The 18,601-nt window shown below is 64.9% G+C and carries 15 protein-coding genes; 8 read left to right on the top strand and 7 right to left on the bottom strand.

Annotation, left to right across the window (positions count from 1 at the left end; genetic code table 11):
* Positions 1-11: 11 nt before the first annotated feature.
* On the bottom strand, positions 12-716 hold the full coding sequence (locus ACYQ2U_RS10705) for a type 1 glutamine amidotransferase (RefSeq protein ID WP_459950355.1): 705 nt from the start codon (positions 714-716) through the stop codon (positions 12-14).
* Positions 717-738: 22 nt separating this feature from the next.
* Here ACYQ2U_RS10705 and ACYQ2U_RS10700 point away from each other — a divergent pair, with 22 nt between their 5' ends.
* From ACYQ2U_RS10700 to ACYQ2U_RS10670, 7 genes are all read left to right on the top strand, one after another.
* The gene (locus ACYQ2U_RS10700) at positions 739-1,374 is read left to right on the top strand and encodes a CoA pyrophosphatase (RefSeq protein WP_459950354.1); all 636 of its coding nucleotides are present in this window, start codon (positions 739-741) and stop codon (positions 1,372-1,374) included.
* A 19-nt stretch (positions 1,375-1,393) separates the two neighbouring features.
* On the top strand, positions 1,394-2,323 hold the full coding sequence (locus tag ACYQ2U_RS10695) for a CobD/CbiB family protein (protein WP_459950353.1): 930 nt from the start codon (positions 1,394-1,396) through the stop codon (positions 2,321-2,323).
* A 27-nt stretch (positions 2,324-2,350) separates the two neighbouring features.
* A complete protein-coding gene (locus ACYQ2U_RS10690) occupies positions 2,351-3,532 on the top strand; it encodes an acetyl-CoA C-acyltransferase family protein (protein ID WP_459950352.1) in 1,182 nt (393 codons plus the stop codon).
* A 205-nt stretch (positions 3,533-3,737) separates the two neighbouring features.
* Entirely contained in the window at positions 3,738-5,150 is a 1,413-nt protein-coding gene (locus ACYQ2U_RS10685) for a circularly permuted type 2 ATP-grasp protein (RefSeq protein ID WP_459950351.1), read from the top strand.
* Position 5,151: 1 nt separating this feature from the next.
* Complete coding sequence (locus ACYQ2U_RS10680; protein ID WP_459950350.1) at positions 5,152-6,099, top strand: alpha-E domain-containing protein; 948 nt, start codon at positions 5,152-5,154, stop codon at positions 6,097-6,099.
* An 87-nt stretch (positions 6,100-6,186) separates the two neighbouring features.
* Entirely contained in the window at positions 6,187-6,921 is a 735-nt protein-coding gene (locus ACYQ2U_RS10675; protein WP_459950349.1) for a peptidase, read from the top strand.
* A gap of 57 nt (positions 6,922-6,978) precedes the next feature.
* Positions 6,979-10,383, top strand: coding sequence for a transglutaminase family protein (locus tag ACYQ2U_RS10670; protein WP_459950348.1), 3,405 nt, complete (start codon positions 6,979-6,981; stop codon positions 10,381-10,383).
* A gap of 18 nt (positions 10,384-10,401) precedes the next feature.
* Here ACYQ2U_RS10670 and ACYQ2U_RS10665 read toward each other — a convergent pair whose 3' ends face one another.
* From ACYQ2U_RS10665 to ACYQ2U_RS10645, 5 genes are all read right to left on the bottom strand, one after another.
* Complete coding sequence (locus ACYQ2U_RS10665) at positions 10,402-11,556, bottom strand: alpha/beta hydrolase family protein (RefSeq protein ID WP_459950347.1); 1,155 nt, start codon at positions 11,554-11,556, stop codon at positions 10,402-10,404.
* 89 nt (positions 11,557-11,645) lie between these two features.
* The gene (locus ACYQ2U_RS10660; protein ID WP_459950346.1) at positions 11,646-12,263 is read right to left on the bottom strand and encodes a Spy/CpxP family protein refolding chaperone; all 618 of its coding nucleotides are present in this window, start codon (positions 12,261-12,263) and stop codon (positions 11,646-11,648) included.
* Between the two features lie 162 nt (positions 12,264-12,425).
* Positions 12,426-13,145: an EF-hand domain-containing protein gene (locus ACYQ2U_RS10655; RefSeq protein ID WP_459950345.1), complete on the bottom strand. Its 720-nt coding sequence runs from the start codon at positions 13,143-13,145 to the stop codon at positions 12,426-12,428.
* 420 nt (positions 13,146-13,565) lie between these two features.
* Positions 13,566-14,897, bottom strand: a complete 1,332-nt coding sequence (locus ACYQ2U_RS10650) for an ATP-binding protein (RefSeq protein WP_459950344.1) — start codon at positions 14,895-14,897, stop codon at positions 13,566-13,568.
* Positions 14,894-15,622 carry a response regulator gene (locus ACYQ2U_RS10645; RefSeq protein ID WP_459950343.1) on the bottom strand — a complete coding sequence of 243 codons (729 nt, stop codon included), beginning with the start codon at positions 15,620-15,622 and terminating at the stop codon, positions 14,894-14,896. Before ACYQ2U_RS10645 ends, ACYQ2U_RS10650 begins: the two co-directional genes overlap by 4 nt.
* A gap of 54 nt (positions 15,623-15,676) precedes the next feature.
* On the opposite strand from ACYQ2U_RS10645, the gene dinB reads away from it, so the two are divergent.
* The gene (gene dinB / locus ACYQ2U_RS10640; RefSeq protein ID WP_459950342.1) at positions 15,677-16,837 is read left to right on the top strand and encodes a DNA polymerase IV; all 1,161 of its coding nucleotides are present in this window, start codon (positions 15,677-15,679) and stop codon (positions 16,835-16,837) included.
* Positions 16,838-16,843: 6 nt separating this feature from the next.
* On the opposite strand, the gene ACYQ2U_RS10635 is transcribed toward dinB, so the two are convergent.
* Entirely contained in the window at positions 16,844-18,538 is a 1,695-nt protein-coding gene (locus ACYQ2U_RS10635) for a Na/Pi cotransporter family protein (RefSeq protein ID WP_459950341.1), read from the bottom strand.
* Positions 18,539-18,601: the final 63 nt, after the last annotated feature.

Raw genomic sequence — 18,601 nt, 5'->3', positions numbered from 1 at the left:
AAGGTAGCGTCTTACGTCGCCAGGCCGCTGATCCAGTGGCTGTAGAGCCGGTCGGAGAACTGGCGCATGCGCTGGATGCGGGCCTCCATGTCGCTCATCATCTGCTCCGGCGTCAGCACGGAGGGACCCGCCGGCACGCCTTCTTCCGCCCATTGGCGGCACCAGAGGCGGATCATGGCCTCGGTCATTTCCACGTGGCACTGCATACCCAGATGGGGCCCCATGACGAAGGCCTGGTTGGCGCAGTGGGCGCTTTCCAGCAGGCGGGTCGCCCCCTGGGGAATGGAGAAGGTTTCCCCGTGCCAATGAAAGGCCTCGAATTCGGTGCTGTCTCCCAGCCATGCCTTGGCCACGGGATCGACGGTGCGCACCTGGCCCCAACCGATTTCCTTGACCGGGTTGCGGGTGATGACGCCGCCCAGGGCCTTGGACATCAACTGGCCGCCCAGGCAGTGGCCGATCACCGGCACGCCACGGGCCACGGCGTCGCGGATCAGGTTGAGCACGGGGGGGATCCAGGGCAGGTCGTCGTTCACGCTCATGGGACCGCCCATGAAGCAAAGACCGGCGGCCTCGGCGGCGGAGGCGGGCACGGCCTCGCCTTCGTCGATCTTGATCAGGGTGTGGGGGACCGAGTGGGCCTCGAGGAATGTGGCAAAATAACCCGGGCCTTCTCCGGCGGTATGCCGGAAGATCAGAACGTTCTTCGGGTGCATTTCAATCGACGCGAACAAGTTAATGGCAGAACCCCATTCTAGCCATATCCAGACTGCGGTTCCCCGTTTCGATCCGACGTTGATTGAACGCTTGCGGGCGCGCATCGCCCGGGGCGATTTGCCCGAAAACTACGCCCGTGGCTACGGCGCCGATGCCGCGAACCTGACCCCGGCCGCCGTGCTGGTGCCGCTGGTGGTGCGGGAAAGCGGCATCACCGTGTTGCTGACCCAGCGTACCGCCCATCTCAATGACCATGCCGGGCAAGTGAGCTTTCCCGGCGGCCGCCGCGACGATACCGATCCCGACTTCGTTTTCACCGCCCTGCGCGAAGCCAGGGAGGAGGTGGGGCTCGACAGCGCGACGGTGGACGTACTGGGCACCTTGCCCAATTATCTGACCGGTACCGGCTTCAGCGTCGTGCCGGTGGTGGGCCGGGTGACGCCGCCCCTCAACCTCAAGCTCGACGATTTCGAAGTGGCCGAGGTGTTCGAGGTGCCCCTCGAATACCTGGTCAACCGCCGCAACTGGCGCCGCGACACCCTGGAACGGGACGGCCGCCAGCGCCAGTTCTGGGCCACGGACTGGAACGGCTACTACATCTGGGGCGCCACCGCCGGCATGTTGGTCAATCTCATGGCCTTGCTGGAAACCTGTTGATCCGACGACGACTTATCCCATGACGCTTTTTTCCGCCCTTATCGCCCTTTTTATCGAACAGTTCCTGCCCCTGCCCGCCGATCGCTGGGTGGACCAGCCCCTGGGGCGCTGCGCCCGCTGGCTGGAGGACAAGCTGGACGACGGCCAGTATCGTCATGGCATCGTGGCCTGGTGCCTGGGGGTGGCCGTGCCGTCCCTGCTGGTGCAGGGCCTCTACCTCTTCCTGCTCTGGGCCCATCCCCTGCTGGCGGCGCTGCTGGGGCTGTGCGTGCTCTACGTGACCATGGGCTTCCGTCAGTTCAGCCATTTCTTCACCGACCTCCAGGCCTCCCTGCGGGCCGGGGAGTTGGAGCAGGCGCGGAGCCTGTTGGCGCAATGGACGGGCCGTAACTGCGACCGCCTGAATGCCTCGGAAATGGCCCGGGTCGCCATCGAACAGGCCCTGGTGGCTTCCCATCGTCATGTTTTTGCGCCCCTGTATTGTTTCGCCCTGCTGGGGCCGGCGGGGGCCATGGTTTATCGTTTGTCGGCCTTCTATGCCGGCCATTGGCGGGAGACCATTCCCGTGCCGGGCCAGGAACGGAGCCGCTTTGGCGAGTTTTCCCGGCGCGCCTTCTTCCTCATCGACTGGCTGCCGATCCGCTTGACCGCTACCGGTTTTGCCGTGGTCGGCGACTTCGAGGACGCGGTTTATTGCTGGCGCGGCCAGGCGAGTCATTGGCCTGACATTACTTCAGGTGTATTGTTATCCAGTGGGGCGGGTGCCATGGGCATAAGTCTTGGTTTGCCGCTCCACGATGATCTGGATGTGGAGGACCGTCCGGAGCTGGGTCTAGGCGACCCGGCGGACGTGGATCACATGCAGAGCACCATCGGCCTGGTTTGGCGTACCCTGGTGCTAGGACTGCTGGTCCTGGCGCTGTTCTGGGTGGCCAGTTGGGTTGGGTAACAATTCTTCTAATAGTGGGAGGCAGTAATGGCAAGAGAAGTCGTCGTTTTGAGCGCGGTCCGTTCCGCCATCGGTACTTTTGGCGGTTCCCTGGCGGATATTGAACCTGCGGAACTGGGCGGCACCGTGATGAAGGAGGCCGTGGTTCGCTCCGGCGTCGATCCCCAACTGATCAACTACGTGACCGTGGGCACCACCATGCCGACGGATTCCCGCTATCCCTACGTGTCCCGCGTGGCCTCCATCCAGGCAGGGTTGCCCATGGATTCCGTGGCCATGCAACTGAACCGCCTGTGTTCCTCCGGTTTGCAGGCCATCGTCACCACCGCCCAGAACATCATGCTGGGCGATGCCGACTACGGCGTCGGTGGCGGCGTGGAAGTCATGTCCAAGGCCGCCTATCTGCTGCCGGCCCTGCGCAACGGTGCCCGCATGGGCGACACCAAGGCCATCGACGGCATGGTGGCCGTGCTGACCGACCCCTTCGGTGTCGGCCACATGGGCATCACCGCCGAGAACCTGGCCGCCAAGCATGGCCTGACCCGGGAAATGCAGGATGAATTCGCCGTCGAATCCCAGCGTCGCGCCGCCGCCGCCATTGAGGCCGGCCGCTTCAAGTCCCAGATCGTCCCCATCGTCAAACAGACCCGCAAGGGCGAGGTGGTGTTCGACACCGACGAGCACGTCAAGCCCGGCACCACCCTGGAATCCCTGGCCAAGATGAAGCCCGCCTTCAAGAAGGATGGCACCGTCACCGCCGGCAATGCCTCCGGCATCAATGACGGCGCTGCTTTCTTCGTTTTGGCGGCCGCCGACGTGGCTGCCAAGGCCGGGCAGAAGCCCCTGGCACGGCTGGTGTCCTACGCCGTGGCCGGCGTGCCCAACGACGTCATGGGCGAGGGCCCCATCCCGGCCACCAAGCTGGCACTGAAAAAGGCCGGCCTGAGCCTGGACCAGATGGACGTCATCGAGTCCAACGAAGCCTTCGCCGCCCAGGCGCTGACCGTGTCCAAGGTGCTGGGCCTCGATCCCGCCAAGACCAACGTCAACGGCGGCGCCATCGCCCTGGGCCACCCGGTCGGCTGTTCCGGCGCCTTCATTGCCACCAAGGCCCTGTATGAGTTGGAGCGGGTCGGCGGCAAGTACGCCCTGGTGACCATGTGCATCGGCGGAGGCCAGGGGATCGCCACGATCTTCGAACGCATCTGAGCGACGTTTCATTCCCTGCGCAGGCCCGGCCCCGTAAAGGTGCCGGGCCTGTTTGCTTTTGGGGTCTACCCTGCACCGCGCTGGGGCGTCGGGCATGGCAATGGTGCGGCTTTCGCCGTCGCGTGGTGCGTAAACAGCGGTTCGGCGCCGAAAACCGGGTGGCATGCTTCGTGCGAAAGCCCAGATACGGTTCGGAGGCACTTTTATGAGCAAAGCGTACGATGAGATGTATCTAAACGCGGACACCCTGCGTTCCCACTACCAAAGCTACGCCCAGTGGCTGGAATCCACCCCCCCCGAGATCATCGCCCGCAAACGTGAAGAAGCCGACCTGGCCTTTCACCGGGTCGGCATCACCTTCGCCGTCTATGGCGAGGATGCGGGCAAGGAGCGGCTGATCCCCTTCGACATCGTGCCGCGCATCATTCCCGCCGAGGAGTGGCGCATCATGGAAGCGGGGCTCAAGCAGCGGGTCAAGGCCCTCAACGCCTTCCTCCACGACATCTACCACGATCAGGAAATTCTCAAGGCCGGCCGCATTCCCAAGGAGCAGGTGCTGGACAACGAGTTGTTCCGCAAGGAAATGGTGGGCGTTGACCTGCCCTGCCAGGTGTACGCCCACATCGCCGGCATCGACCTGGTGCGGGCCGGGGCCGGGGAGTACTACGTGCTGGAGGACAACCTGCGCACCCCTTCCGGCGTTTCCTACATGCTGGAGGACCGCAAGATGATGATGCGGCTCTTCCCGGAGTTGTTCGCCCGGCAATCCATCGCGCCGGTGGAACACTACCCCGACCTGTTGCTGGAAAACCTGCGGGCCGTGGCGCCGGACCACATCGCCGAGCCCACGGTGGTGGTGCTGACCCCCGGCCAGTTCAACAGCGCCTATTTCGAACACGCCTTCCTGGCCCAGCAGATGGGCGTGGAACTGGTGGAGGGCAGCGATCTGTTCGTCGCCGAGGACGGCGTCTTCATGCGCACCACCCAGGGCCGCAAGCGGGTGGACGTGATCTATCGCCGCATCGACGACGATTTCCTCGATCCCCTGTCCTTCCGCAAGGATTCCGTGCTCGGCGTGCCGGGCCTGTTCAACGCCTACCGCAAGGGCCAGGTGACCCTGGCCAACGCCGTGGGCACCGGCATCGCCGACGACAAGGCGATGTACATCCACGTGCCGGAGATGATCCGCTTCTATTGCGGCGAAGAGCCCATCCTCTCCAACGTGCCCACCTGGGAGTTGTCCAAGTCCGACGACCTCAAGTACGTGCTCGACCACTTGCCGGAGCTGGTGGTGAAGGAGGTGCACGGTTCCGGCGGCTACGGCATGCTGGTGGGGCCCACCTCGAGCAAGGAGGAAATCCGCCTGTTCCGCGAGAAGATCATCGCCAATCCCGGCAACTACATCGCCCAGCCCACCCTGTCCCTGTCCACCTGCCCGACCTTCGTCGAGAGCGGCGTTGCGCCGCGTCACATCGACCTGCGCCCCTTCGTCCTCTCCGGACGGGAAGTCACCCTGGTGCCCGGCGGCCTGACCCGGGTCGCCCTCAAGGAAGGCTCCCTCGTGGTGAATTCGTCCCAAGGGGGCGGCACCAAGGACACCTGGGTTTTGGAGAACTGACATGCTATCGAGCACCGCCGACCACCTCTACTGGATGGCCCGCAGCATGGAGCGGGCCGAGAACACCGCGCGCATGCTGGACGTCACTTACCGCATGTCCCTGCTCAAGCACGGCACCCTGGAACCGGCCCAGGAGTGGAGCGCCATGCTCAACATCAGCGGCCTCCACGTTGCCTTCACCGAGCGCTACGACGAGATCAACGCCGACAACGTGATCCGCTTCATGGTGCTGGACGAGGACAACCCCTCCAGCATTTACAACAGCCTGCAATCGGCCCGGGACAACGCCCGCACCGTGCGCGGCACCGTCACTTCGGAAATGTGGGAAGCCCTCAACTCCACCTGGATCGAAGTGAAGAAGGTGCGCGAAAAAGGCATCGCCACCGACGGCATCGCCGACTACTTCGACTGGGTGAAGGAGCGGTCCCATCTGTTCCGCGGCATCACCTACGGCACCATGCTGCGGGACGACGCCTACCGCTTCATCCGCCTCGGCACCTTCCTTGAGCGGGCCGACAACACCGCCCGCATCCTTGACGTGAAGTACCACATCCTCTTGCCCAGCCTGCAAGAGGTGGGCGGCGCGGCGGATTACTACCAATGGGGCGCGCTGCTGCGCTCGGTGTCCGCCTTTGAAACCTACCGCAAGGCCTACAAGGACGTGATCACCCCGCGCCGGGTGGCGGAGCTGATGATCCTGCGCGCCGACATGCCCCGTTCCCTTCATGCCTGCATGGAGGAACTGGACGAACAGGTGAAGGCCATCAACGGTCCCCGTTCCGGTGAGTTGCTGCGCCTGTCCGGCCTGCTCCGGGCAGAGTTGCGCTACGGCCGCATCGACGACATCATCGCCCAGGGCCTGCACGAGTACCTGACCAAGTTCGTGGCCCGGATCTACGCCATCGGCGACCAGATCAATTCCACCTATTTCTGGCCCTCCGACGACTGATTCGCCCCGTTTCATGGACTTGCCCATTGTTGAAGCTTCCGCTAAGGTGCGCGGTTTTCTTTTGCCCGTAATGGCGGAGTTGTTTTCATGACTTATTGCGCTGCCACCATGCTCGACGCGGGGATCGTGTTTGCCTCCGATTCCCGTACCAATGCCGGCGTGGACAATATTTCCACCTTCAAGAAGATGAAGGTGTTCGAACGTCCCGGCGACCGGGTGCTGGTGACCCTTTGCTCCGGCAACCTGGCCATCACCCAGGCCACCCTCAACCACCTGGAGCACGTCATCCGCAAGAACGACCGCGACGAGCCCAATCTGTTCAACGTCGCCACCATGTACGAGGTGGCGGAATTGATCGGTAACGCCCTGCGCGAAGTCCGCCATCGGGACGGTCCTTTTTTGCAACAGAGCAATGTTGACAGCGGCGCCAACTTCATCGTCGGCGGCCAGATCGCCGGCGAGGAACAGCGCTTGTTCATGGTCTATTCCGAAGGCAACTTCATCGAGGCAACGGCCGAAACCCCCTATTTCCAGATCGGCGAGGTCAAGTACGGCAAGCCCATCCTGGACCGGGTCATCACCGCCGGTACCTCCCTGGAAGAGGCGGTGAAGTGCGTGCTGGTGTCCTTCGACTCCACCATGCGCTCCAACCTGTCCGTGGGGCTGCCCATCGATCTGCTCTGCTACGAGAAGAACAGCCTGGCGGTGACCAAGGTACGCCGTTTCGACGACAAGGATGAATACATGCGCAACCTGCGTTCCCAGTGGAGCGAGGGCTTGCGCAAGGCCTTCGCCGGCCTGACGAATTTTGAGTGGAACTAGGCCGAACAAGCCCTCCCCATGGAGGAGGGCGGCGCGGCCATTTGCAGAGAGAACCCCATGACCATCCGCGTCGCCCTCAACCACCAAACCCACTACCGTTTCGACCGGCCGGTCAAGCTCTGGCCCCACGAAATCCGCCTGCGTCCCGCCGCCCATAGCCGTACCCCCATCAGCGGCTATTCCCTCAAGGTTTCCCCGGAAAAGCACTTCATCAACTGGCAGCAGGATGCCTTTGGCAACTGGCTCGCTCGCTTGGTTTTCCCCGAGCCCGCCGACCATCTCGACATCGAGGTGGACCTGGTGGCGGACATGACCGTCGTCAATCCCTTCGACTTTTTCGTCGAGGAATACGCCGAGACTTTTCCCTTCGACTATCCGCCCCTGCTGAAAAAGGAACTGGCCCCCTACCTGGAGGCCGATCCCGCCAGTCCCCTGCTGAGCCAATGGTTGGCGGAAGTGAAGGCCGAAGTGGTCAAGCCGTCGCAGCGCATCGTGGACTTCCTCTGGGCCATCAACGCCAAGGCCCAGCGCGACATCAACTACATCGTGCGCATGGAGCCCGGCGTGCAGACGCCGGAACAGACCCTGGAACTCAAGCTCGGCTCCTGTCGTGACACCGCCTGGATGCTGGTCCAGGCCCTGCGCCACATGGGCCTGGCGGCGCGCTTCGCCTCCGGCTACCTGATCCAGTTGGTGGCGGACCAAAAGGCTCTGGACGGTCCTTCCGGCACCGACAAGGACTTTACCGACCTCCACGCCTGGACCGAGGTTTACGTGCCCGGCGCCGGCTGGATCGGCCTCGACCCGACCTCTGGCCTGTTTGCCGGCGAGGGCCACATTCCCCTGGCCTGTACCGCCCAGCCGTCCTCCGCCGCGCCGGTGATCGGCGCCACCGGCATCTGCGAATCCCACATGGATTTTTCCATGACGGTGACCCGCATCCATGAGGACCCACGGGTTACCAAGCCGTATACCGAAACGCAATGGCGGGCCATCCTCAATCTGGGCCATGCGGTGGACAAGGAGCTGCGGCAGGGGGACGTGCGCCTGACCCAGGGCGGGGAACCCACCTTCGTTTCCATCGATGACATGGACGGCCCCGAATGGAATTTCACCGCCCTGTCCGCCAAGAAGCGTGAACTGGCGGGGCTGCTACTCAAGCGATTGCAGGACCGTTACGCTTCCGGTGCCCTGCTGCATTTTGGCCAAGGCAAGTGGTATCCCGGCGAACCCCTGCCCCGGTGGGCTCTGGGCTGTTATTGGCGCAATGACGGCCAGCCCCTTTGGCGTAAATCTGCGCTGCTGGATCGGGGCGATCTCAAGGACAATCGGGAAAAACGCGAGGCTGGTCGTTTTCTGTTCGCCCTGACGGCCCATCTGGGACTGTCCGAGCGCTATGTGATCCCCGCTTTCGAAGACGTGGTGCATGCCATCGACCAGGAAAGCCGCTGGCCGAAAAACTTGGACCCCTTGGCCGTGGACCTTAAAAGCGCCGACGAGCGTCGCCGCATTGCGGCCTTGATCGCCGAGGGCCTGGGCGACCCCCGTGGCTACGTGCTGCCCCTCAAGCCCCTGGCCCGAGGAGAGGGAAAGGGCAAGGTCACCGCGCCTGCGGGTTGGCGCTCCAGCCCCTGGCCTTTCCGCCGTGGCCATCTGTTCCTTTTGCCCGGCGACTCTCCCATGGGGTTGCGACTTCCCCTGGCCTCCTTGCCCTGGGTCGCACCGGAGGACATGGAACTGGATTTTCCCCGGGATCCCTTCGATGAAGGGGAGGCCCTGCCCGATGGCGGCAAGCGCAGCAAGCCTAGCGCTAAACGCGAGCCCAAGGCCCGAGAGCAGGATTACGACCCGCGGGAAATCATCCATACCGCCCTCTGCGCCGAAGTGCGGGACGGCGTGCTGCACCTCTTCATGCCGCCGGTCCCCCTGCTGGAGGACTATGTGGATCTGCTCCATGCCATCGAAAACGCTGCCGATGAGTTGCAGATTCCGGTCCGCATCGAGGGTTATCCGCCGCCCAATGACCCCCGGTTGAGGGACTTCAAGGTTACCCCCGATCCCGGCGTGATCGAAGTGAACATCCAGCCCGCCCGTACTTGGCCAGAACTGGTGGACAACATCACCTCCCTCTATGAAGAAGCGCAGCTATGCCGGCTGGGGACCGACAAGTTCCAGCTCGATGGCCGACACACCGGCACCGGTGGCGGCAACCATGTCACCCTGGGCGGTATCACGCCGGGTGACTCCCCCCTGTTGCGCCGGCCAGACGTGTTGATGAGCCTGATCACCTACTGGCAGAACCACCCCAGCCTGTCCTACCTGTTCTCGGGCATGTTCATCGGCCCCACCAGCCAGGCGCCCCGGGTGGATGAGGCCCGTCACGAAAGCCTGTACGAACTGGAAATCGCCTTCCAGCAAATGGCCGAACGGCTCAAGCCAGGTGAGGAAAGCCTGCAACCCTGGCTGGTGGATCGCCTACTGCGCAATCTGTTGGTGGACCTGTCGGGCAACACCCATCGCGCTGAATTCTGCATCGACAAGCTCTATTCGCCGGATAGCACGTCCGGCCGTCTGGGCCTGCTGGAATTCCGTGCCTTTGAAATGCCGCCCCATGCCCAGATGAGCCTGCTGCAAATGCTGCTGCTGCGGGCGTTGTTGGCCCGCTTCTGGAAAAAGCCTTATGAGGGACGCCTCATCCGCTGGGGCACCGAACTGCATGATCGCTTCATGCTTCCCCATTTCGTCGCCCAGGATTTGAGCGACGTGATCACCGACCTGCAACGGGCCGGCTATGACTTCGAGCACGAATGGTTCGCGCCCTTCGTCGAGTTCCGCTTCCCCCGTTACGGCACCGTGGTTTATCACGGCATCGAGATCGAGTTACGCCAAGCCATCGAGCCCTGGCATGTGCTGGGGGAAGAAGTCAGCGCCGGTGGCACCGCCCGTTATGTGGACTCCTCGGTGGAGCGTCTCCAGGTACGGGTGAGGCACATGAACGATACCCGGCACATTGTTACCTGCAATGGCCGGCCCCTGCCTTTGACGCCCACCGGCGTGCGCGGCGAATACGTGGCCGGGGTGCGCTATCGGGCCTGGAACCCGCCCTCCGCCCTGCATCCCACCATTGGTGTCCATGCGCCCCTGGTGTTCGACCTGGTGGATACTTGGAGCAGCCGTTCCATCGGCGGTTGTACCTACCACGTGGCCCATCCGGGCGGGCGCAACTACGACACCTTCCCCATTAACGCCAACGAAGCCGAGTCGCGCCGTCTGGCCCGGTTCTGGAATCATGGCCACACACCCGGCGAAATGCATCTGCGGCGCGAGGGTGCCAACCCCGATTATCCCTTCACCCTGGATTTGCGCCGAGCGCCCGAAGCCTGGGTGGAAGGGCCGCCGGCGGTGGCAGTGGAAGTGCCGTCGCCGCCCAAGCCAGCAAGACGGCGGACAACAAAGAAATAAGGCCGCCGTCGGCGCTGTTTATTTCACCGTCAAGGTACCGGTGTCCCGCAGCCAACGGCGGGCGTCGCGTCGCAGCCATTCGCGGGCGATGTCGTCGTCCTTGACCAGGCTGTCGAGAAAGGCGGTGGTCACCGCCTTGATGGCGGGCTGGAGATAGGCCCCGCTGTCCCCACCCCGACCGCCGTCACTGCCGGGGCCATTGCCTTCCCCACCAGGGCCGCCAGGGCCGCCGCCCATGCCGCCGCGGCGACCGCTGCGGCTTGCTTGCCGCGACTCGCCCCGTTCCGTTTCCGCTTCCGCCGCCTTCAGGGCATTGCCCGCGAACAGGTCGTGACTGGCGTCGTCCAGGCTCAGCAGATACTTGCTGCCCGCTGGCATGTGCTGGAAGGGAGCGGCTCGCAGCGCGGGGGAAACCCAGCCATTGCCGTCCGCGTCGCCGGGGCCGGTGACGGCAAGGAAGGGCGCGCGGATCGCGGCGTAGCGGGTGTCGAAGCCTGTGCCGGAAAAGTCGGCATAGGGGCTCAGGGCGATGACGCCGGCCAGGTTCGTCAGGGGGCCGCCGCCCACGCCGCGCACCTGTTCCCCGGCGGCCACCTGGGCCGTGTAGGCCCCCAGGTCGTAGCCGGCCAACACCAACCGTGAGGTGTCCACGTTCTGGCGCCAAGGCTCGTCGCCGCGTTTTTCCAGCTCGCTGATCAGGCTGCGCAGGGCCGCCAGGCGCGCGGCCATCGCCGTGTTGCCATAGCGTTCCCGCAGCAGGGCCTTGAAGTCGCCGTTGCGGGCTGCCGCCGATTGCCAGGCTTGGCCGTCTTCCGCCAGCAGTTGGATCGAGATCACGGCGTAGCCGGCCTGGGCCCAGGCCGCGCGCCAGGCATCGCCCGCCACGCGGCTTTCCCCCAGGCCCGGCAGGTAGATCACCAGGGGGTACTTGCCCGGACGTACCGGCACGCTGGCGATGAAGTTCAGGTCGTGACCGGCCACCGTCCATTGATGACTGGTGGTGCTGAGGGAAAACTGTTCCTCGCTCAGGTAGCCCTTGCCGGCAAACTGCTGGACCTGGGCCTCCTGTTGCCGGGGCGGCCCGGGATGACTGGCGCAGCCGGCCAACACGGCCAGGGCCAGGAGGCTGTACTGAGTGCCGCGTTGCAAGGGGTGGGGCGGGTTTTTCTTCATTGCGCAAACTCCACAAAAAAGAGGGTGCCGAAGCACCCTCAAGCCAAATCCCAGGAGGTGGGAGTCAAATGAACGGGAAATAAAGGTCCTCAGCGGGCGGGGCCGGGGCGGGGGGGCATGTCACCGGCGGGGCCCATGCCGTGGCCGGCCATGCCGACCTGGCCCAGCAGGAACTGGCTGGCCTTCTGCTTCTGTTCGGGGTTGAGGGCGTCGTAGAACTTCAGCCAGCCTTCACGGGCGGCCTTATGCTTTTGCTGACGGGCTTCCTGGTCCTTGTCCATTTCGGCGACGATGGTGCGCAGGTCGGGGTTCTTGCCTTCCAGCAACTTTTGCAGCTTGTCGCGGCGGGTCCGCCATTCGTCCCGTTGTTCCTCGCGCAGCTTGTCGGTGCCGGCCTTGGCGCTCTTCCACAGGGCTTCCTGGTCGGCGTTCAGGGCCAGTTGCTGGTGCAGGGTTTCCAGTTGCCGTTGCGGGTCGCGGCTGGGACGGTGGAAGCAGTCACGCTTGGCCTGGCCGTCGGGACCGCAATCGCGGGGCATGGGTTTCTCGTAGCCGGTGGTGGGGCGGGCTTCCTTTTCTTCCGGCGCGGCCTGGGCGGCCAGGCCGATGCCCAAGCCCACCAGGAGGGCGGTGGCCTTGATCACGCCGAGTTGGAAGCGGCGCATGGTGCCGGAGGTGGCGGGTGCGGGGAGTGTGGTGGATGTCATTGCGTTCTCCTTGTTGTCGATGGACAGGAATGCCCTGTCCGTGGAGACGCAATGTACGGGGGGGATGTTGCTACAGAGTGAACGGGGCGGCTTGCTTGGTAACCGTATGTTTCGTCGCGGTGAAAAGATGACGGCGACCCTGGTGGGCCGCCGTCGCCGGGCTTAGGCCGCCACGGAGAGGGTGCTGCTGGACGTGCTGCTGTCGGCCAGGCCGACGCCGTAGGCTTGCAGCAGCTTGAGGATCTGCTGCTGCACGGCGTTGTCGTTGGCGGCAGCGGTCGTGGTGCTGCTGGTGCTGTCCGTGCTGGCGCTGCTGGTCGAGGAGGAATCCAGGGACTGGTTGTAGGCCTGGGCTTCCTTGAAGGTGACCTTGCCGTCACCGTCGGCATCGGCGGCCTCGAAGTTGTTGACCACGTTGGAAATGAACGTGGAACGCTCGCTGTCGGAGCTGCCGATCTCGCTCAACTGCTGGGTCAACTCGTCCTTGGTGAAGCCCGAGTCCTGGCCGCCCTGGCCGCCACCGGGCGGGGGGCCGGGAGGAGGACCGCCGGCGCCGCCAGGGCCACCTTGACCGCCGCCCATGCCCATGCGCATCTGGTCGAACTGGCTGTTGAGCTCGTCGGCCACTTTTTGCAGGGAGGACGTCAGTTCGTCCTTGGTGACCTTGCCGTCGCTATCGCTGTCCAGGGTCGAGAAAAGCTGGTCAACGTCGCTCGTGGCGGAGGTGGAGGAGGTGCTGGAACTGCTTGATGTACCGATCTGGTCGAAGGCGGCCTGAAGACTGGCCTTGTCGATATACCCCTGGTTGCTGGTATCGACCTTCGAGAAGATCTTGGTGGCCCAGGCCGAAGCCAGGCTGCTACTGCTGACACTGCTCACCATGATGAACTCCTTCGAGTGGGTGATGGGAAAACCTGAAACAGGTTCTTCATACCGGGTAACGAATCCGGTTCCGTTGCGTCGATGGCGATGCCTCGGGGCTGGATCCTTGTTTCCGGTAACGGTCTTATTCAGCGAAATATGAGCCCGCGCAGCCGCCTAAAGTGTGAACAGAAATTAACCGGGTGGAACCTTGTAAACCCTCTCTGTGAGCGGGTTTACAAGGTTGTGTGAATGGTCGTCGAAGGTGTTAACAGTTCATTAACACTCTGTTCACATCTCTGTCGAAAGACTGACGTCGTGCCGCGTCTCGATCTGGCGGCAATTGCCGTCGATGGCGGTCATTGTTGCCGTCGGTGTGGTGTTTGTGCGGCGATTTTTGCCGCTCGGCCCGGTGCTGTTTTGTGTCGGTGACGCCCTGGCTCAGGCGGTTCTGGGCAGCACGATGCTGGCTTGCAGACCGCCGCCAGGGGCGGCTTCCAGCACCAGGTGGCCGCCGTGGGATTCGGCGATGCGGTTGGCGATGGACAAGCCGAGGCCGCAATGGCCCTGGCGGCCTCGGGATTCATCGAGGCGAGTGAAGGGCCGCAGGGCCCTGGCCTGGTCGGCGGCGGCGATGCCGGCACCATGGTCCCGCACCCGCAGCATGATCCGTTCGTTGTCCTGAAGGAGGCTGACTTCCACCGGTGTCGCACCGTATTCCAGGGCATTCTCGATCAGGTTGCACAGGGCGCGGCGCAGGCTGCTGGCCTGGATCGGCAGGATCGTATCGGTGGCCTCGGTGTGGCAGGACACGCCCTGATCCTCGTAGGGGGCCGCCACCTCGGCGAGGAAGGCGTTGAGTTCCCACTCGGTCTTGGCCTCCGCCTCGCCGCCACGGGCATAGAGCAGGAACTGGTCGACGATGGCTTCCATGCTGCTCAGGTTGCGTAGCATGTCCTGTTGCCGCGGACTGTTCTCCAATTCCAGTTGCAAGCGCAACCGCGTCACCGGGGCGCGCAGGTCGTGGGCGACGCCGGCCAGCATCACCTCACGATCCTGTTCGTGTTGGTGCAATCGCGCCATCATGCGGTTGAAGCGCTCCGCCAGCCGCTTCACCTCACCCGGGCCGTGCAGTTCGAGGGGCACGGGCGTGGCGTTGGGCGTGATCTTGTCCAGGGCCTGCTCCAGTTGGCGCAGGGGAACCTGTACCCGCCACAGCAGGGCCATGCCGCCGACAAAGACCACGGCAAAACTCACCAGCAGCCCCCAGGTCCAGGGTTCCACGCCCCGTCGGCCCGGGGGGCCGGGGGGCGCGCCCGGCATCATGCCGGGGCCCTCGCCGAAGCGTGGTGGTCCGTCGTGGCGGGGCGGGAGGGGGAGTCGCCACCAGGTCGGTATCGGTAGCGCCAGGCGCAGCCAGAGGCTGTCTTCCTTGACGCCATGGCGCAGGGTCACCGGTCGCCCCAGGTCTTCTTCCAGGCGGCTTGCCAGGTCTGGCGGCGAGAAGAAGGGCGTGCCCGGTTCGGTGTCCGGCGGTGCCTCGCCACGGTACAGGTTCAGGTCGTCCGACTCGGGCAGCGCGTCGTCGGGATGGCGGGCGAGGAAGGATTCGATCAGGCGCGCCTGCTCCGCCAGGCCGTGGCGCACGCCCCGGGCGCGGTCCTGCTCCATGTGGTGGTGGAACAACCAGCCCACGGTGAAAAAGCCGGCTAATAGGGCGACCGCCAGCACCAGGGCGAGGCGCAGGTAGAGGGAGTCGAGGCGGAATCTCACCGGGGTTCGAATTCCGCCGTGTCCGGCACGAAGACGTAGCCGTAGCCCCACACGGTTTGGATGAACTGGGGCTTGGCCGGGTTGGCCTCGATCATCTTGCGCAGCCGCGAGATCTGGACGTCGATGCTGCGCTCGAAGGTGGCGGAGCCCGGCCCCCGGGCCAACTCCACCAGACGCTCCCGGGTCAGGGGGCGGTGCGGGTGGCGGGCCAGGGCGCTGAGCAGGGAGTATTCGCCGGAAGTGAGGGTGAGCTTTTCCGCTCCCCGCCACAGGCTGCGGCTGGCGAAGTCGAGGCGGCAGGGGCCGAATGCGAGCACGTCCTGGTCCAGCATCGGCGAGCCCGCCGGCAACGGCGCCCGGCGCCGCAGCAGGGCGTGGATGCGGGCCGTCAACTCGCGCGGCACGAAGGGCTTGCCCAGGTAGTCGTCGGCGCCGCTCTCGATGCCGACGATGCGGTCCACCGCCTCGCTCTTGGCGGTGAGCATGATGATCGGCACGTCGTCACCGCCGGCGCGGATGCGGCGGCACAGGTCGAGGCCGTCCTCGCCAGGCAGCATGCGGTCCAGCACCAGGATGTCGGGCCGTTCCCGGCTCAGGCGCCGTTCCACGTCGCGGGTATCGGGAAAGGCGCGGACCTCGAAGCCTTCCTCGCTCAAGAAAGTGTCCAGCAGGCTGCGCAACTCGGGGTCGTCGTCCACCAGCCAGACCATGGGTTTCCGGTTCATCGCGGCAGTGTACCCAGCCGATTCTCGGGGGCTTTCCTTAAAATGTTACAAAGTATGCCTGATCCCGCCCTCCAGCCCCCTGCCCGCCGCATCGCCCATCTCGACATGGACGCCTTCTTCGCCTCGGTGGAGCTGTTGCGCTATCCCGAGCTCAAGGGCCAGGCCGTGGTGGTGGGGGGCGGGCGCCAGCATCAGCCGCTGCCCCGGGCCGACGGCGGCCACGATTTCCAGCGGCTCAAGGACTACGTCGGGCGCGGCGTGGTCACCACCTCCACCTATCCGGCCCGGGCCCTGGGCGTGTTTTCCGCCATGGGCATGATGAAGGCGGCGCAGTTGGCGCCCGAGGCGGTGCTGCTGCCCACCGACTTCGACGCCTATCGCCGCTACTCGCGCCTGTTCAAGGCCGCCGTGGCCGCCATCGCCCCGCGTATCGAAGACCGGGGCATCGACGAAATCTACATCGACCTCACCGATCTGCCCGACGACAGCCTCACCCTGGCACGCCGCCTCAAGCAGGCGGTGTTCGACGCCACGGGCCTGACCTGTTCCATCGGCATCGCCCCCAACAAGCTGCTGGCCAAGATCGGCTCCGACCTGGACAAGCCGGACGGCATTACCCTGCTCGGCGCCGAGGACGTACCGACCCGCATCTGGCCCCTGCCGGCACGCAAGATCAACGGCATCGGTCCCAAGGCCGGTGAAAAGCTGGCGGCCCTGGGCATCGCCACCATCGGCGAGTTGGCCCAGGCCCGGCCCAGCCTGTTGCAGCAGCACTTCGGCCTCAGCTACGCTGCCTGGTTGCTGCGGGTGGCCCGGGGCGAGGACGATCGTCCGGTGGCCACCCGCAGCGAGCCCAAGTCCGTGAGCCGGGAAACCACCTTCGAGCGGGATCTGCACCCCAGGCAGGACCGCGCACTCCTCGGCGAGATCTTCACCCGCCTCTGCGCCCGGGTCGCCGAGGACTTGCAACGCAAGCGCTACCGGGGGCGCACCATCGGCATCAAGCTGCGCTACGACGACTTCCGCACCGTGACCCGGGACGTCTCCCTGGCCGAGGCCACCGCCGACGCCGCCACTATCCGCCGCGCGGCGGGGGAGTGTCTGCGTCGGGTGCCCCTGGACCGTCGCCTGCGCCTGCTCGGCGTGCGAGTCGGCGCCCTGGTGCCGGCCGCCGACGAGGAGGTCGGGCTGATCCAGGGAGAACTGCCCCTCTGACCGGGTTCAGGACGCGGCGAGGCCGTCCGCCGGGGGCTCGGTCGCGGTGTCGCCCGGGGTCTTGAGGCGATTGGGGTGGAGTTCGCCGGCCGCTTCCAGCACGGGATAGGCGGTGGCGCAGATGTGGGAATGGATGCGCTTCAGGTCGCGCAGGATGTCCAGGTGGAGGGAACTGGTTTCGATGCTTTCCACACGGCCTTCCCGCAACCGGGCCAGGTGGTTTTCCGCCGCGGCCATTTCCAGTTCGCGAATGCGGGTTTTCTCGGCGAGCAGTTGCCGGGCCAGCCGGACGTCGCCGGAGAGGAAAATACTGAACGACAATTTCAGGTTGTCGATGATGAGGCGATGGAATTCCTCCAACTCCCGTGCCCCTTCCTGGGAAAACTGGGCCTGGCGCTTGATCTTTTTCCCGGCCAGTTCCATCAGGTTCTTGTCCACGATGTCGCCGATGTGCTCAAGGTTGATCGATAGCGCCATGATTTCCATGGCCCGGCGACCTTCCGCTTCCTCCAGGCTGTCCCGGGTCAGCTTCACCAGATAGAGCTTGATCGCCTCGTGCAGGCTGTCCACGGCGTTGTCGAGACGGGACACCTCGGCGACCAGCTTGCGGTCGTTGGTGAGCAGGGCGGTCATGCCCTGGCGCAGCATGCTTTCCACCAGGTCGCCCATGTGCAGGGTTTCCCGGGAGGCGCAGGCAAGGCCGACGGAGGGCAGTTCGACCACGCTCTCGTCCAGATACAGGGGCATGGCCGCATCGGTGGCGTCCTTGCGTTCCGGCAGCGCCCGTACCAGGAACCTGGCGATGGGCGTCAAGGGAATGAGGAACACAATCGCCATCACCACGTTGAACAGGGTGTGAAAGTCGGCGACGACGCGCACGGGTTGTGGGTCGATGCGACCGATGAGTTCGGCCAGCGGCGTCAGGAAGGGCAAAAAGATGACGCAGCCGAGGATGCGGTTGAGCAGGTTGCCCATGGGCAAGCGACGATGGGCAGGGTTGCCGCTAGCCAGCCCTTCCAGCAGGGGATTCATGGCGCTGCCCAGGTTGGCACCCAGCACCAGGGCCAAGGCGGCGGGCAGGGTGATGAAATTGGTGAGGGCCAGGGACATCACCATCAACACCGTGGCGACGCTGGAATGGGCGGCCCAGGTGAGCAGGGCGCCGATCAACAGATTGAGCAGCGGATCGCCAGTGATGGCGGCCAGGAGTTCCCGCACGACCGGGGCGTTTTCCGCCGGTGCCAGGGTGTCGAGCAGGAGGTGCAGGGAAAGCAGCATCAAGCCCAGGCCGATGGCGACCCGACCCAGGTCGCGGGTCATGGTTTTCGCGCCGCGCTTGAAGGCGATGACGCCGCTGAACAGCAACAGGGGAGAAATGACGGACGAGTCGAAGGACAGGAGCTGAACGATGAGGGTGGTGCCGACGTTGGCGCCGAGCATCACCGCCATGGCCGGCGCCAGTTCCACCATGCCCGAGGCGGAAAAGGAGGACAGCATCAAGGCGGTGGCCGTACTGCTCTGGAGCAGGGCCGTCACGCCGAGTCCGGCCAGGAAGGCATTGATCCGGTTCTTCAACACCGTGCCCAGCAGGCGCTTGATACGGGCGCCGAAGGCCCGTATGACGCCGCTGTGGACCATGTGCAGACCCCACAGCAGCAGCGAGACGCCGCCCACCAGGTCGAGCAATACCGCGACACCCATCTCGTTCTCCCACTCTCGTTATCGTCGGTCGGGCATGATGGCGTCAAGCGATGGGGCCGGTCA

Source organism: Denitratisoma sp. agr-D3, from assembly GCF_054658675.1.
This window is presented reverse-complemented; position numbering and strand designations above follow the sequence as displayed.

Excerpts from the sequence above, each read along its gene's own strand:
- ACYQ2U_RS10705 (WP_459950355.1), bottom strand. The coding sequence starts at position 716 with ATGCACCCGAAGAACGTTCTGATCTTCCGGCATACCGCCGGAGAAGGC.
- ACYQ2U_RS10700 (WP_459950354.1), top strand. The coding sequence starts at position 739 with ATGGCAGAACCCCATTCTAGCCATATCCAGACTGCGGTTCCCCGTTTC.
- ACYQ2U_RS10695 (WP_459950353.1), top strand. The coding sequence starts at position 1,394 with ATGACGCTTTTTTCCGCCCTTATCGCCCTTTTTATCGAACAGTTCCTG.
- ACYQ2U_RS10690 (WP_459950352.1), top strand. The coding sequence starts at position 2,351 with ATGGCAAGAGAAGTCGTCGTTTTGAGCGCGGTCCGTTCCGCCATCGGT.
- ACYQ2U_RS10685 (WP_459950351.1), top strand. The coding sequence starts at position 3,738 with ATGAGCAAAGCGTACGATGAGATGTATCTAAACGCGGACACCCTGCGT.
- ACYQ2U_RS10680 (WP_459950350.1), top strand. The coding sequence starts at position 5,152 with ATGCTATCGAGCACCGCCGACCACCTCTACTGGATGGCCCGCAGCATG.
- ACYQ2U_RS10675 (WP_459950349.1), top strand. The coding sequence starts at position 6,187 with ATGACTTATTGCGCTGCCACCATGCTCGACGCGGGGATCGTGTTTGCC.
- ACYQ2U_RS10670 (WP_459950348.1), top strand. The coding sequence starts at position 6,979 with ATGACCATCCGCGTCGCCCTCAACCACCAAACCCACTACCGTTTCGAC.
- ACYQ2U_RS10665 (WP_459950347.1), bottom strand. The coding sequence starts at position 11,556 with ATGAAGAAAAACCCGCCCCACCCCTTGCAACGCGGCACTCAGTACAGC.
- ACYQ2U_RS10660 (WP_459950346.1), bottom strand. The coding sequence starts at position 12,263 with ATGACATCCACCACACTCCCCGCACCCGCCACCTCCGGCACCATGCGC.
- ACYQ2U_RS10655 (WP_459950345.1), bottom strand. The coding sequence starts at position 13,145 with ATGGTGAGCAGTGTCAGCAGTAGCAGCCTGGCTTCGGCCTGGGCCACC.
- ACYQ2U_RS10645 (WP_459950343.1), bottom strand. The coding sequence starts at position 15,622 with ATGAACCGGAAACCCATGGTCTGGCTGGTGGACGACGACCCCGAGTTG.
- dinB (WP_459950342.1), top strand. The coding sequence starts at position 15,677 with ATGCCTGATCCCGCCCTCCAGCCCCCTGCCCGCCGCATCGCCCATCTC.
- ACYQ2U_RS10635 (WP_459950341.1), bottom strand. The coding sequence starts at position 18,538 with ATGGGTGTCGCGGTATTGCTCGACCTGGTGGGCGGCGTCTCGCTGCTG.